This is a genomic window from Bacteroides sp. OF03-11BH (assembly GCF_003604005.1).
GTDB classification, from domain to species: domain Bacteria; phylum Bacteroidota; class Bacteroidia; order Bacteroidales; family Bacteroidaceae; genus Bacteroides; species Bacteroides ovatus.
In genome coordinates, this window is the sequence record NZ_QTMW01000007.1 from 44,170 (window position 1) to 60,359 (window position 16,190).

The 16,190-nt window shown below is 42.6% G+C and carries 10 protein-coding genes; 5 read left to right on the top strand and 5 right to left on the bottom strand.

Annotated features, from left to right (window positions below):
• Nucleotide 1: 1 nt before the first annotated feature.
• On the bottom strand, nucleotides 2-3,328 hold the full coding sequence (locus DXA54_RS07315) for a SusC/RagA family TonB-linked outer membrane protein (RefSeq protein ID WP_120079142.1): 3,327 nt from the start codon (nucleotides 3,326-3,328) through the stop codon (nucleotides 2-4).
• Nucleotides 3,329-3,585: 257 nt separating this feature from the next.
• On the opposite strand from DXA54_RS07315, the gene DXA54_RS07325 reads away from it, so the two are divergent.
• On the top strand, nucleotides 3,586-7,521 hold the full coding sequence (locus DXA54_RS07325; RefSeq protein WP_120079143.1) for a response regulator: 3,936 nt from the start codon (nucleotides 3,586-3,588) through the stop codon (nucleotides 7,519-7,521).
• A 33-nt stretch (nucleotides 7,522-7,554) separates the two neighbouring features.
• On the opposite strand, the gene radC is transcribed toward DXA54_RS07325, so the two are convergent.
• On the bottom strand, nucleotides 7,555-8,250 hold the full coding sequence (radC, locus tag DXA54_RS07330) for a RadC family protein (protein WP_004299741.1): 696 nt from the start codon (nucleotides 8,248-8,250) through the stop codon (nucleotides 7,555-7,557).
• Between the two features lie 144 nt (nucleotides 8,251-8,394).
• Here radC and DXA54_RS07335 point away from each other — a divergent pair, with 144 nt between their 5' ends.
• Nucleotides 8,395-10,410 (top strand): family 20 glycosylhydrolase, encoded by a 2,016-nt coding sequence (locus DXA54_RS07335; RefSeq protein ID WP_004310642.1) that lies wholly within the window; start codon nucleotides 8,395-8,397, stop codon nucleotides 10,408-10,410.
• Nucleotides 10,411-10,533: 123 nt separating this feature from the next.
• Here the strand turns inward: DXA54_RS07335 and DXA54_RS07340 are convergent, their stop codons facing one another.
• The 3 genes from DXA54_RS07340 to pta form a co-directional block, all read right to left on the bottom strand.
• On the bottom strand, nucleotides 10,534-11,523 hold the full coding sequence (locus DXA54_RS07340; protein ID WP_004305053.1) for a glycosyltransferase: 990 nt from the start codon (nucleotides 11,521-11,523) through the stop codon (nucleotides 10,534-10,536).
• A gap of 101 nt (nucleotides 11,524-11,624) precedes the next feature.
• Nucleotides 11,625-12,824 (bottom strand): acetate kinase, encoded by a 1,200-nt coding sequence (locus DXA54_RS07345; protein WP_004305054.1) that lies wholly within the window; start codon nucleotides 12,822-12,824, stop codon nucleotides 11,625-11,627.
• 39 nt (nucleotides 12,825-12,863) lie between these two features.
• Nucleotides 12,864-13,883, bottom strand: a complete 1,020-nt coding sequence (gene pta / locus DXA54_RS07350; protein ID WP_004305055.1) for a phosphate acetyltransferase — start codon at nucleotides 13,881-13,883, stop codon at nucleotides 12,864-12,866.
• A 196-nt stretch (nucleotides 13,884-14,079) separates the two neighbouring features.
• On the opposite strand from pta, the gene DXA54_RS07355 reads away from it, so the two are divergent.
• From DXA54_RS07355 to DXA54_RS07365, 3 genes are read left to right on the top strand one after another with little or no spacing between them, the layout of a single operon-like run.
• On the top strand, nucleotides 14,080-14,523 hold the full coding sequence (locus tag DXA54_RS07355) for a CidA/LrgA family protein (protein ID WP_004305056.1): 444 nt from the start codon (nucleotides 14,080-14,082) through the stop codon (nucleotides 14,521-14,523).
• A complete protein-coding gene (locus tag DXA54_RS07360; RefSeq protein ID WP_004305057.1) occupies nucleotides 14,520-15,215 on the top strand; it encodes an LrgB family protein in 696 nt (231 codons plus the stop codon). The genes DXA54_RS07355 and DXA54_RS07360 overlap by 4 nt, the downstream gene beginning before the upstream one ends.
• A 56-nt stretch (nucleotides 15,216-15,271) precedes the next feature.
• Nucleotides 15,272-16,189: a DUF2156 domain-containing protein gene (locus tag DXA54_RS07365; RefSeq protein ID WP_008649570.1), complete on the top strand. Its 918-nt coding sequence runs from the start codon at nucleotides 15,272-15,274 to the stop codon at nucleotides 16,187-16,189.
• Nucleotide 16,190 lies beyond the last annotated feature (1 nt).

Sequence of the window (16,190 nt, forward strand, 5' to 3'; positions counted from 1 at the left end):
TTTAAAAGGTAAATTCAATACCAAATACGTAGTTTTTATTCAACGGATATACCTTTCCGTTACCATTTTGCTTCATTGGGGAAGTCAATCCCGGAGCAGTTTCGTTACTACCCCCAGCCCATGTATTTACCTGATTCAAGGTTTCAGGATCGAATACGTCCGGCAAATTGTCAATCGTGAAGAGATTATCACAAGTGAAATACACTTTCAAGTTCTCCAATCCCATCTTCTTAACCAGTTTAGGCTGGAAGTTATAAGAAATCATCAAGTTTTTGAGTCGCATATAAGCTGCGTTCAATAAATAACGTGAAGTGTTGTAACCTACGTTCGCATTATATTCAGGACTGTCGGGTTTTGTCAGACGCGGCAGGTAAGCCCCCGGGTTGTACACATTATAATAATCCAAATGTTCTTTAAAGAAGTTGGAATCACCGCTAAACAGATAAGTACTTGCAGCCATCGGGAAATCACGTTTCATGACTCCCTGGAACAATGCGGAAACTTCAAAACCTTTATAACCGGCATGTAAGTTCAGACCGAAGGAGTAACGAGGAGTCGTATTACCGATAATTTTCAAATCACCGTGATCTTTCAATGTACCCGAACCCGGATCAATTTTACCATCACCGTTCGAATCGATATATTTCAAATCACCACGTTGCCAATCCTTATTCGGTTTGAAGAAAGACATGTCTACTCCTCTCAGATATTCATCCACTTCCTGGTTGGTGAGAAACAGATCATTTGCTTCATATCCCCAGATTTCACCTAAATCCATTCCCTGGTAATAACCTTTGTTACGAACCAGACCGGTGTGGTTGTTATAAATCAATCCTTCCGGATTATTGTATTTGGTTACCACTGCTTTGTAGTCAAAGATATTGAAACCGATTCCATAACTGAAACCATTCTTCAGCTGGTCAGACCAGTTAACCGACAATTCCCATCCACGGTTACGTAGTGTTGCATTATTTACTTTAGCACGTTGGTCAACAGCAATACCGCCAATATCAGGAATTGCTTCAGCCGGGCCAATCATGTCTTTGGTCGTACGTTGGTAAATATCCGCCGTAATCGTCAAACGATTGTTAAGCAAAGTCAGGTCGAAACCTAAGTTGGCATTATCCACTTTTTCCCATGTAATGTACGGGCTTACCATAGAAGGTGTTAAAGTGACTGTACCACGTACCGGAGTAGCCGAAGTGACACCGGAAAGCAACCATGCATTTGAATAGTCCGGTCTCAATGTCATGAAGTTCAGATAATCATATAGTCCGGCTCCATTCTGATTGCCTAAACGTCCGTAAGACAAACGCACTTTCAACTGTGAAACAGGCAAGCTCCATTGCTTGAAGTAGTCGGTACGGGCAATGTCATAACCGGCAGAGAAAGAAGGGAAAAATCCCCAACGATTGCCGGAAGCGAAACGTGACGAACCATCATAACGTCCGCTAAATTCCAGAAAATAGACATTCTGGTAGTTCCAGTTCAAACGGGTATAGAATCCCATGGTTGCCCAATGGTCACGCGCTTCACTATTATAGGCTTTTCCGTTTGCATTGTCAAAAGAGAATGTATCATCGCTCATCACTCCGTCTTTATACGCATACATGCTTGAGTTTTGCTGCACTTCCATCTGGAAACCGGCCATTGCCTTAAAGAAATGGTCACCCCATTGATTCGTATATGAAGACGACACACTGGGAGACAAATAATAGTTGAATTGATTTCCACGAGTCATTGATCCCCACAAAGAATTCGAATATTCGATACCGGGATAAGAATATCCCTGCCGGGGAGCGGTAACATTCTCTATGGTTCCGTCGGGCCGTGTGGTACGGGGCTGCTTCTGCAAGAATTCATCATTCTGCACATCAAAACGAACTTTCATCTCTCCGATAATGTCCCAGCCTTTCAGAGGCGTAACAGTAGCTGCAAAAGTCATGGCATCAGAAATGCGGTTCTGCGAATAGCCCACATTGTCCAGATACAAAGCTTCATTCCATGAAGGAAGATTATAAAGCCCGGAAATAGGAACTTCAGTCACCATATTAGGCTGCGAACGAGCTATCTGATGATAAAGAATAGACATATCGGGGAGCGGGCGGGAAATCAGATTCAACGTGATATTGTTATTGAAGTTAAACTTCAACCAGTCATTCGGCTTGATCTGAAATTTGGTATTCACGTTGTATTTATCCAGAGAGTCTTCTACACGATCCAGCAAACCACCCTGGTAAGTATAACCCAGACCGACATAATAAGTCACTTTGTCCGATCCACCGGAGATACTTAGATTGTGTGAATGACGCAAAGATTTGTTTTTATAGAAATAATCAAACCAGTCGGTATTGGCATACTGCGATTCACCGCCACGCCAACCGGTATTCTCCTGATTGGCGGTAATACCGAGCAGACCTTCACCATAGGGGTTCTGCAAAAACTGATTCATCAAATCAATAGTCTCCTGTGAGAAGTATGGAGACTCACCAATTGCCGAACGGTACGCATTTTTATAATTGGCAAACTCTACAGAGTTCATCATCTCGGGCATGTTGATAGGTGCACTCATACCCACAGAACCGCGATAAGTCACCCGGGCTTTATCCTGTTTACCGCTCTTGGTCGTTACTAACACCACACCATACGCAGCACGAGCACCATACACGGCTGCTGCAGAAGCATCTTTCAATACACTGATACTTTCTATATCGGCAGGATTTACATTCTGCAAGCTCTGTTCCACACCATCCACCAATACATAAGGCTCTCCACCATTAATAGAACCGATACCGCGAATATTAAATTTGATTTCTCCGCCAACTTCACCACCGGTACCGCTTTCAGAAGCATCCGAAGCAAAGTTCAAACCAGCCACATTACCTTGTAAGGCGCTGGTTACATCCGTCACAGGACGGGTAGCGATTGCATCCGCATTAACTGTTGCTACAGCCGCTGTAATAGTATTACGTTTCTGTGTTCCCATACCGACTACCACCACTTCATCTAAAGTTTTGGAGTCTTCCTTCATCACGAACCGATTTCCTGTTAGCTTAGTGATTTTCACTTCCAAAGGAGCATAGCCCACATAGCTGACAGTTATCGTTGTACCTACTTTACCGTTAATTTTAAAGTTTCCATCCAAATCGGTAATGGTACCATCAGTAGAACCTTTCACCATAACGGTTGCTCCGATTACGGACTCGCCACGTTCGTCTACCACCTTACCAGTGATAGTGCCCTGTTGAGCAAAGAGCTCCACAGGGAAGAACAGTAAAAGCATTGAAAAGAGACACACCAGTTGCATCCTAATCTGCATTTTCTTCATAACATTATATTAAAGTTAATACTAAAAGTTTTTTTGAGTTCCATTTGCCAATAGCCCACACTATCCGGCATTGAAATACACCACAAAAATAGATTGATTGGCAGAATGGCGAGTTCATAAAATCGCCAAAATGTTTCCAAAAACATCCATATTCCGTTTTTGAACGTCTTTGTGGCGGTTTTTGGAAATATTTCTTTTGTTTTAGCGGAATTAATCATACTTTTGTTTCACTAATCTCCCCTTAATAATCTTGACTGATGAAAAAAAGTATTTGGATAAAACACTTTTTCTGCTTACTGGCTTTTCTTATCGTAGGCACATTTCCAGCAATAAGTATAGGTAACCATTACGACTTTAAACTGATTGGTTCCCAAAACGGAATGCCGTCTATCATCAGCTGTATCTATACCGAACAAAAGGGATTCATCTGGATCGGTACTCCGACAGGACTAATCAGATTTGATGGAACGGAACTCAAAAAGTACACCGCACAACCTGATAATGAAAATTCCCTGCCTAATGACAGTATCCTGCAAATTATTGAAGATAATCAGCAGACAACCTGGATACTGACCACCACAGGAATCGCCCGTTATTCTCTTATTCACGACAACTTCTTTATCCCCAAACTAAATAATCAGCCCATCATTGCCAAATCGATCTGCAAAATAGCAGACGGGCTTCTGTTCGGAGGGATCAACAAGATATATAAATATTCTTATGCCACCAACACGATTTCTCTCATACGGGAATTCAAGACCGACGAGCCGTTCATTATACGATCCATACAAATGTGGAAACCCGATACCATATTGTGTCTAAGCTGGCAACAGGGAATACTGCAAATGAACCTCAAGAATTTCGAGATAACCCCATTTCCTTTCCAATACGGGAACGACAACGTAGGAATCATCATAGACTCCCAACAAAGAATATGGCTGTCAACCTACAACAATGGCGTCAAGTGTTTCTCCGCCCAGGGAAAATTGATAGCCAGCTATACCACTCAAAACTCCCGTTTGAGCAGTGACATCGTATTGTGCATGACCGAATTCAAACAAAAAATATGGATGGGAACAGACGGGGGAGGTATCAATATCCTCGATCCCACAACCGGCAATATTACCGTACTCGAACATATCTCCGGAGATAATCATTCCCTTCCCACAAATACAATACTCTGCCTGCATAGCGACTCTGCCGGAAATATATGGGCGGGAAGTAAACGTGAAGGGGTTATCAACATTCGTGAAGTATCCATGAGAACTTACACTAATGTTGTGTTAGGGCACAACAAAGGATTAAGTCAAAGTACGGTATTACAACTATATCAGGAACCGGCTTCCGAAGAACTCTGGATCGCTACGGACGGAGGAGGTATCAATAAATTCATTCCTTCTACAGAAACATTTGTGCACTATCCCGACACTTGGGGAGACAAGATGGTCTCCATCACCGACTTCACACCCAACGAATTGTTAGTATCTGCCTTTTCCAAAGGTATCTTCATATTCGATAAAAAGACAGGAAAGAAGCGTCCTTTCGCTATTATGAGCCCTTCATTAGAGCATCACATCCGCTATAGCGGACAGCCAATCAACTTATACCGGGATACTCCCAATTCGATCTTAATATTAAGTTCGCCTCCTTACCGCTACCATACTTCCACCCGGCAACTCACTCCTGTCCCTTGTGCCAAAGAAGTGAAAATAAAAGGCTTGTTGAGTTCCATTGGATATGATTCCACTGCCATTTACCTGAACGATCCTTATAATATATATAGACTGGATCGTAAAAAAGACACAGTGGAGATATTTGCAAGTGCTCCACAGGGATTCTTCAATGCTGTATCCAGGGATGACAAGGGCGTATTCTGGATTGCAGGCACCCGTGGCCTGTACACCTATCACCCTGATACCCGCAAATTCGAAAGAATTCCTACCACCTTATTTAATGAAGTAAATACCGTGTTATGCGACAATAAAGGAAAAGTGTGGATAGGAGCTGAACAGAAACTCTTTATATGGCTCACCGATACCAAACGTTTTGTATGGTTCGGAGAAGCGGATGGAATTTCCCCCAATGAATGCTTGGCCGAGCCCCGTCTCATTTCCCCCAAAGGCAACATCTATATGGGAGGTGTAAAAGGATTACTATGTATCAATGCAGACACTCAAATAGAAAAGAGTAGTGACTCTCCGGAAATACGCCTTGCCGAACTAACCATAAACGGAGAGAACAGGATGTATCAGCTCAATCAAGACAAGATATCCATCCCCTGGAACAGTAAAAACATTAAGATCCGTGTCATGACTTATGGTGCGGACATTCTCCGGCTCAAAGTCTATCATTTCCAAATGGGAGACCTTAAAACCGAAGGCTACAACCCTGAATTGATGATCCCATCTCTTGCTCCGGGAAGTTATCCCATCATGGTGAGCTGTAACACACAGGAAGGAAATGAAACAACTCCCCAGTTTCTTTTCACATTAAACGTACTGCCACCCTGGTACAGAAGCTGGTGGTTCGTTTCTCTCTGCATCATTGCTTGCATAGGCATTGTGGTACAAATTGTTTTCGTTCTGCTTCGACGCAAAGAAAACAAGATGAAATGGATGATGAAAGAACACGAGCAGAATGTGTATGAAGAAAAAGTTCGTTTTCTGATTAATATCAGCCATGAACTGCGAACTCCGCTCACACTCATATATGCCCCGCTAAGCCGCATATTAAAGACACTTCCTTCTACAGATGCCATTTATCCACCGTTGAAGAATATACATAAACAGGCTCAACGGATGAAAGATCTTATCAACATGGTGCTGGACGTACGTAAGATGGAAGTAGGAGAAACCAAGTTGAAACTCCAAGCCTATCCATTTAACTCATGGATAAAGGAGATTGGTGCCGATTTTACGGACGAGGGAGCTGCCCAGGAAGTGCAAATAGATTATCAGCTCGACGACAGCATAAAAGAGGTGGTATTTGACAAGGGTATGTGTACAATCGTAGTCACAAACTTATTGACGAACGCACTGAAACACAGTCCTAAAAACACAACCGTCACTATCCGTACCAGCAAAAATGACTCATACGTCCGTGTTTCCGTTTTGGATCAGGGAGAAGGTATGCAAGAGGAAGACATGGAGAAAGTATTCATCCGTTTCTATCAAGGCAAGCAGGAAATTGGCGGTAGCGGAGTCGGACTTTCATACGCCAAGATGCTGGTAGAATTGCATAAAGGTAAAATCGGAGCCATGAACAACGAAGCGGGAGGAGCCACTTTCTTCTTCGACTTGCCTTTGGGATTGGAGTCGGGCGAAGTCATCTGCCAGCCGAAACCTTACATCAATGAATTGATTACACCGGACGTAGATCATGAGATCAACGCTCCCGAGACACTCGACTTCTCTACGCAGAATTACACAGTGCTATTGGTAGACGACAATCATAACCTGACAGATTTCCTCTCCAAAGAATTGAAATCCTTATTCAAAGCAATTTATATAGCACATGATGGCCAGGAAGCTTTCGAAATAGCGCAAAAGCAAGTTCCGGATATTATAGTGAGCGATGTGATGATGCCGGTTATGAATGGATACGAACTGTGCAAAGCGGTAAAAGAGAATATCGGCATCAGTCATATTCCTGTGATTCTGCTCACGGCACGCAATGATGAACAGAGCCGACTGTATGGGTATAAAATCGGGGCGGACGCTTATCTGGGAAAACCTTTTGAGATAGACACTCTTGTTAAGATTATACAGAACCGGCTATACAACCGGGAGCAAACGAAAGAGCACTATCAACATATAGGCAACTTCCCTCAACCGCTGGAGAGTACTTTCAGCCAGGCGGATGAAACGTTCTTGTTAAAGTTTAACAAGCTCATTTCCGAGAATATCAGCAATCCGTCTTTAGATATTCCTTTTATCTGCAGAGAGATCGGAATGAGTAAAACATCTCTTTACAACAAGTTGAAGGCTATCACCGATATGGGGGCAAATGACTATATCAACAAATTCAGGTTGGAGCAAGCCATTACTCTGATAAAAACCACCGATCTGACATTTACTGAAATATCAGATCAGATAGGTTTCACTACTTTACGTTATTTCAGTACTGCATTCAAACAGTACACAGGCTTGACGCCCACGCAGTATAAAAATGAATGCAGGAGTGAGAATAAATAAGATATTCTCACTTAAATAAGGTAGTATTACTAATTAGAGTAGGCCCTCATCTGCAAAGCTGAAAAATCCGTCTTCACAAACGATGACGTGATCTATCAGACGGATATTCATCGTTTCCGCCGCTTTATGGATATGCTCTGTCAAACTCCTGTCCGGTTGGCTGGGATGAATATTTCCCGAAGGATGGTTATGCACCACCGCGATTTGTGTAGCTCTTTGCAGCAATGCTTCCCGGAGAATGGTGCGCACATCGGTATAAGTTCCGTCTATGCCACCAGTACTTATACGTACCTTATCAATTAGTTTGGTTGCCTGGTTCAATAGGAGCACCCAGAATTCTTCCTGTTCCAAGTCACACATGATCGGTTGGAAAATATCATAGATATCTTTTGAGCAAGTGATTCGAAGTCTCTCTTTGGTTTCTTGCAGCTTTCTTCGTTTGCCTAATTCCAAGGCTGCCATCACTGTAATGCTCTTTGCGGGTCCCATACCTTTGAAAGAGGAATAGTCACACACTTCCCATTTTGCCAATGAATTCAGATTGTTATCACAAGACAGGAGCAGGCGTCTCATCAATTCGACAGCACTTTCTTCCGTATTTCCGGAGCCAATCAATATAGCGAGTAGTTCGGCATCACTCAATGCGGCTGCTCCCTTCTCCATCATTTTTTCCCGTGGGCGGTCTTCCAGTGCCCACTGGTTGATGGATAGTTTGTGTTTACTTTCCATTATTAATCAAATTAAGTCACAAAGATACTCCTATATAACTGAAAAAATGAATTTTGGAAGCTATAAGTCTATTTTTAGAATCCCTTTACTTCCAAATATCGTAGTTTTGCGCTATCAAGATTAATATATAAACATCTAATAAATATGAAAAAGAGAATAAGCATCTTATCCATCTTACTACTATTAGGAATGACAGTATACGCTCAAACGGATATCCCGCAGGTGATTCCCTCCTTACAACATTGGAATGGGGCAAAAGGCAAACTGACACTACCGGAAACAGGAAAGATTATAATCGCTCCGGAAGCAGAAAGCCTGTTGAAAGAAACTGCGGAAATAATGGCAAAAGACTTAAAAGATATGTTCGGCTGGAATTATCAGGTAACCTCCGGAAAACCGAAAAATCATTCTATCTATCTGTCAGTGAAAAAATCGCCTTCATCATTGGGAGAAGAAAGCTATGAACTGGATATACGCAACCATGTAACCATCGAAGCCTCCACCGTAAAAGGAGTATTCTGGGGAACTCGCACACTGTTGCAAATGATCCATAACCAGCCTTTTGGACTCATGAAAGGAAAAGCATTGGATTATCCGCAGTATGCTCACCGCGGACTGATGATTGACGTAGCCAGGAAATTTTTCACAATGGACTATTTGCAGGATTACGTAAAAATTCTCTCGTTCTATAAAATGAATGAACTGCAAATACATCTGAATGATAATGGTTTCGTTGAGTTTTTCGATAATGACTGGAACAAAACATACGCCGCCTTCAGATTGGAAAGCGACCGTTTTCCGGGACTCACATCCAAAGATGGTTCCTACACCAAAGAAGAATTCCGCAACTTCCAGCAAATGGCCGCACGATATGGAATCAATATCATCCCAGAAATTGATGTTCCGGCACACTCACTCGCTTTCACTCATTACAATCCGATACTGGCAGCCGACAAAAAAGAATATGGTATGGATCATCTCGACCTCTATAAAAAAGAGGTATATGATTTCCTTGATACTTTGTTTGACGAATATCTCTCGGGAGATCACCCGATATTTGTCGGACCGGACGTACATATCGGCACTGATGAGTACAACCTCAAAGAAGCGGAACAATTCCGCTATTTCACTGAATACTATCTGAAGTATATCACCAAATATGGAAAAAATCCGCGATTATGGGGAAGTCTGAAACACATGAAAGGAAATACCCCCGTAAATCTGAAAGGAAAAACGGTCAATGCATGGAATTATAGCTGGCTAGACTTAGAAACCGCACTGCAGGAAGGAGCCAAAGCGATTAATACATGCGATGCATTTCTATATATCGTACCAGCCGTGAATTACTACCATAACTTTCTGGATCATCAATGGATATATGAGAGTTGGTCACCACGAATGATGCAAGAGGGAGAAATGATAGAGCAGTCTACTAATTTATTAGGAGCCATGTTTGCTGTATGGAACGACCGTGTCGGAAATGGAATCAGCCAACAGGATGTACATATACGCACCTTTCCTGCCATGCAGGTTATGAGCGAGAAACTTTGGAAAGGAGAAAACACAAGAAACATACCGTTTGAAACCTTCGAAACGTGGTGCAGGACAACACCGGAAGCACCGGGCGTAAATCTACAGGCCAGCATAGATGACAGAAAAGACCTAACGCTTTCCGGCCAGGAAATTATCCTGCAAGGTAACGACTCGGTTCTTACCTCTATACCCGAAATCGGTTATCCATATAGTGTGGAATTTGAAATCTACGCAGATCCAAAGCCCAATATCGATGCGGTCTTATTCAAAGGTCCCCATTCTGTTTTCACCGCGAACTGGCAAAATACGGGTAAATTCGCATTCTCGCGCGACGGCTATGAATTCATCTTCCATTCCTATCGTTTGCCTGTGGAAAAATGGACAAAGGTTCGTGTAGAGGGAGATGCCAAAGGGACCTCACTTTACATAAACGGAGAGCTACAAGAACGTTTGGAAGGACGAATCGGTGTAGTTTACAATCAGAAAAGCCTGCGTAAAGACAGCATTTGGTATCAGGAAACACTTATCTTCCCATTGAAACAGATAGGCGACAAATTGCTGGGGTTTAAGGGAAGAATAAGAAATGTGATTTGCACTCCACTAAATGAAAAAAGATATAGCCTATAAAAATTTCTTCGATTGCATCCATTACTTTTTTTCCATGAAAGTATAACTTGTCTGACACCCGGGTGTCAGACAACATTCCTTTTAAACAAAAATAGGAATGGTAATAGGCAAATAAAAAATGGATTACTTATAAAAATTCTTTTGGAAAGCCTCAAACTCATCCTTCCCTCTGATACAACGCTGCCACCATGCGCGCCAAAAGCCTGTACCATAGCCGATAAGCTGTATAAATGCGGCGGCAATGGAATAAACGCCAATAGACAGACTTTTATTCTGAATAGTAGAATCAATGCATACGAGTAATGCATAGAGAATGATAGGCGTGAAACTGAAGAGGCAGAAGGGGGTTCCTAATAATAGAAGCGCCACTCCCAATGTAAATACGGCTGGAAGCAAATGCACCAGTTTCAGAGAATCCGGATATTTCTTATAAAGATTAATACGGGCAATGCCGGAGTTATGCACCTGCTTGAAGAATTTTTTCAAGTCAGTCCGACGTTTATGATATACCCAGGCATCAGGAAAAAGACGACAAGTGTACCCATTCTTAAAGATACGGATACTGAAATCAATATCCTCCCCAAAACGCATCTTTGAAAAACCTCCCAAAGCCTCGTACACTGCCCGGCGAACTCCCATATTAAAACTACGGGGATAGAATTTGTCCATCTTCTTTTTTCCGCCACGGATACCTCCGGTCGTGAAGAAAGAGGTCATGGAATAGTTAATTGCCTTCTGAATATCAGTGAAAGAATCGTGTGCACGGTCGGGGCCACCAAAAGCATCGGCAGGAGAAGTGGTGAGCTCCTTCTCTACCGCATCGAAGTAGCCTTCGGGAAGGATGACATCAGAATCCAATATAATAAGGTATTCGCCTTCGCTACGTTCTGCTCCGTAATTACGGGTTTGTCCCGGACCGGAATTGGGTTTAGAGAAATATTTTATATTCAACCGATCTGCATACCGGTCTACTACTCCTTTACAGGGAATGGAAGAACCATCTTCAACAACAACAACCTCAAAACCCTTAAAGTGTTGTACAGTAAGACTTTGCAATAATTCATCCACTTCATCGGGACGATTATAAACGGGAATTATGACGGAGTAACGCATATCAAAAACGGGATATAACTATTTGATATGCAAAGTAAGACAAAAAAAAGATGGACTCGAAATCGAGTCCATCTTTTTTTTGTATATCAGCAATAAAATTATTACTTATTCAGGATATCCATTGTATCCGATGCGATCAACAGTTCTTCATCTGTTGGGATCACTACTACTTTCACTTTAGAAGCAGGAGTAGAAATGATTGCTTCTTCACCGCGAACCTTAGCATTTACTTCGTTATCAAGTTCGATACCCATGAATTCCATATCCTTACAAACTTCACGACGACATTCCATCTGGTTCTCACCTACACCACCAGTAAACAGGATAATATCCACACCGCCCAATGCAGCAGCATAAGCACCGATATATTTCTTAATACGGTAATAGTACATCTTCTCTGCAAGGATAGCTTTCTCATTGCCAGCCGCACAAGCAGCCAAGAGTTCACGCATATCGCTTGATACACCCGAAATGCCCAGTACACCGCTCTTCTTGTTCAACAGATTGGAAACACCGGTTGTGTTCAAGCCTTCTTTTTCCATGATAAATGTTACTGCACCGGCATCAATATCACCGCTACGAGTACCCATCATCAAGCCTTCCAATGGAGTCAAGCCCATAGTAGTATCCATACATTTACCATCTTTGATAGCAGCGATAGAACCACCGTTACCAATGTGGCAAGTGATAATTTTCTGTCCTACCGGATTTACACCCAAGAATTCACATACACGTTTTGACACATAACGATGAGAAGTTCCGTGGAAGCCATAACGACGTACACCATACTTTTCATACAGTTCGTGAGGAATAGCATACATGTAAGCATAATCCGGCATTGTCTGATGGAAAGCCGTATCGAATACACCTACCTGCGGAATGTTAGGAAGAATAGCAGAAACTGCATTTACCCCTTTCAAGTTAGCAGGATTGTGAAGCGGAGCCAAGTCATTGCAAGCAGCGAAAGCTTCCAGCACTTCCTTGTTCAGCAATACAGATTCGCTGAAACGCTCGCCTCCGTGTACCATACGGTGACCTACTGCATTGATCTCATCCAAAGATTTAATAGCGCCGTATTCAGGATTAATCAGCGTGTTCAGGATAAACTCTACTCCTACTGTATGTTCAGGAATATCTTTCTCCAATATTTTCTTTTCACCATTCGGCAAAGTAAGTTTCAAGAATGATCCTTTCAGACCGATTTTTTCGATACCACCTTGTGCAATCACCTCTTTGGTGGTCATATCGAACAATTTATATTTAATAGATGAACTTCCGCAGTTCAATACCAGAATCTTCATGTCGTTGTCGATTTATACTTAATAGTTTATATCTAATACTTATTTATTCGCTTTTGCTGCAATGGCCTGATTAGCTGTGATAGCAATCATGCGATATACATCTTCGATAGAACAACCACGAGACAAGTCGTTTACCGGACAGGCAATACCCTGAAGAATCGGACCAACAGCGTCAGCATGTCCCAGACGTTGAACTAATTTATAAGAAATATTACCAACTTCCAAACTTGGAACGATCAGCACATTTGCTTCTCCGGCTACTGGAGAACCCGGCGCTTTGCTAGCACCCACTTCCGGTACAAGAGCAGCGTCAGCCTGCATTTCACCATCCAAATCAAGAGTAGGAGCCATCTCTTTTGCAATCTTAGTAGCTTCTACCACTTTATCCACTACTTCGTGTTTAGCGGAACCCTTGGTTGAAAAGCTCAACAGAGCTACTTTCGGATTTTCAATACCGGCAACGGCTTTCGCAGTCTGCGCAGTACAAATAGCAATCTGTGCCAGCTGATTAGCGTCCGGAACCGGAGTTACAGCAACGTCACCCATGACCAAAATGCCATTCTTTCCGTATTCAGGAGCATGAGTCAAAAGCAACATAGCACCAGACACGCAAGTGATTCCCGGCGCAGTCTTGATAATCTGCAAAGCAGGACGCAATACATTACCAGTAGTGTTACGGGCACCAGCCAACTGACCGTCAGCATCACCGCTCTTAATCATTAAACAACCAAAGAATAAAGGATCATTCGTTAACTTGCGGGCTTCTTCGATAGTCATCCCCTTCTTTTTACGAAGTTCACACAACAACTGCGCATATTCTTCGTGTTTCGGAGAAGTTTCAGGATCAATGATAGTAGCTTTACCGATGTTTCCCAATCCCCATTTTGCAGCAAGTTCATTAATTTCTGCCGGTTTACCCAGTAAAATTAGATCGGCTACTTCGTCTGTCAAAATCATATTGGCAGCTTTCAATGTGCGTTCTTCAGTTCCTTCCGGAAGAACAATACGTTGGCGATTTGCTTTCGCACGCGCCACGATTTGGTTGATTAAATTGAGCATAGATATATTGAATATTATTATAAAACGTCCTTACAATTTGTAATTTGCGGTGCAAAAGTACTCAATTTTGCAATATCCACATTACAATTTCGCCTATTTTTCTCTTCCAAGTCTAAAATATTGTAATATTTAACACTGTACTCCTATTTTTCATACCTTTGCAGCGTTTTCAAACAAAATCAATAGGTTATTAGTTATGATACGTCAGTGCGCCATTTTATTTGGCTGTTTGGCTTTGGGTGAATTAATAGTTTATCTTACGGGTATCAAGCTCCCCTCCAGCATCATCGGTATGCTGCTGCTCACCCTCTTTTTAAAATTAGGTTGGATTAAGTTACACTGGGTACAGGGATTGTCCGACTTTCTGGTTGCCAACTTAGGATTCTTTTTCGTTCCGCCCGGTGTGGCTCTTATGCTATACTTTGATGTCATTGCGGCAGAGTTCTGGCCGATAGTGACAGCGACCATTATCAGCACCGCGCTTGTACTTGTCGTTACGGGATGGGTACATCAAATCGTCCGCAAGTTCAGGCTGGCACGTCAGATTAAGCTGGCGCGCAAACTTCACCTGACGGATTTCCATCTGTCGGAGAAACTGCACCTTAAAGATAAAATCAACTTAACGAATAAAGACAAATGAGCTTCTTAGAGAATAATTTCTTCCTGTTGGCTATCACCTTCGGGATTTTCTTCTTTGCCAAATTGCTTCAGAAGAAAACAGGACTGGTATTATTAAATCCTATATTGCTGACCATCGCCCTATTAATCATCTTCCTTAAAATGACAAATATCTCATACGAGACCTATAATAAAGGAGGACATTTGATCGAGTTCTGGCTCCGCCCGGCTGTTGTTGCTTTAGGCGTACCTTTATATCTTCAATTGGAAATGATAAAAAAGCAGTTACTGCCTATCCTTCTGTCTCAACTGGCAGGCTGCATTGTCGGAGTTATTTCAGTAGTGCTGATTGCGAAGTTCATGGGAGCTTCCCAAGAAGTAATCCTGTCTCTGGCTCCCAAATCGGTTACGACTCCGATTGCGATGGAAGTAACCAAAGCCATTGGCGGTATTCCGTCACTGACGGCGGCAGTTGTTGTGGCAGTAGGTTTATTAGGAGCGATCTGTGGTTTTAAGACCATGAAAATCATGCGTGTAGGCAGTCCGATCGCCCAAGGGCTTTCGATGGGGACAGCCGCTCATGCTGTCGGAACTTCCACCGCAATGGATATCAGCAGCAAATATGGAGCATACGCCAGTCTGGGACTGACACTGAATGGAATCTTCACTGCACTGCTCACACCTACGATCCTTCGATTATTAGGTGTCTTGTAAAAACAAAATCTCTTGATTTTCCGTTATATAAAGAGTTAAACGCAAAAAGCAATTTTATGATTCCATTTAAAGATATCACATTAGCAGACAAAGACACAATCACCTCATTCACGATGAAAAGTGATCGCCGCAATTGCGATCTTTCATTCTCCAATCTTTGCAGTTGGAGGTTCTTATATGACACTCAATTCGCAGTGGTCGACAACTTTTTGGTATTCAAGTTCTGGGCGGGAGAACAACTTGCTTATATGATGCCCGTAGGCACAGGAGATTTGAAAGCAGTATTGTGGGAACTGATAGAAGATGCCCGCAAAGAGAACCAGCATTTCTGTATGCTGGGAGTGTGCAGCAATATGCGCGCTGATCTCGAAGCTATCCTTCCGGAACAGTTCACTTTCACAGAAGACCGCGACTATGCGGATTATATTTATTTGAGAAGTGATCTATCTACGCTGAAAGGGAAGAAATTCCAAGCGAAAAGAAATCATATCAACCGGTTCCGCAACACTTATCCGGATTACGAATACACACCGATTACCCCGGACCGTATTCAGGAATGTCTGGATCTGGAAGCAGAGTGGTGTAAAGTGAATAACTGTGACCAACAGGAGGGGACAGGCAACGAACGTCGCGCCCTGATTTATGCTCTCCACAACTTCGAGGCACTCGGACTGACGGGAGGTATCTTGCATGTGAACGGTAAAATTGTCGCATTCACATTCGGTATGCCTATCAATCATGAAACATTCGGCGTACATGTAGAAAAAGCGGATACCAGTATTGAAGGTGCGTATGCCATGATTAATTATGAATTTGCCAACCGGATTCCCGAACAATATATCTATATCAACCGGGAAGAGGATTTAGGTCTCGAAGGTTTGCGCAAAGCCAAATTGTCTTACCAACCGGTGACGATTCTGGAAAAATACATGGCTTGTCTCAAAGAGCATCCCATGAATATGGTTAAATGGTAAA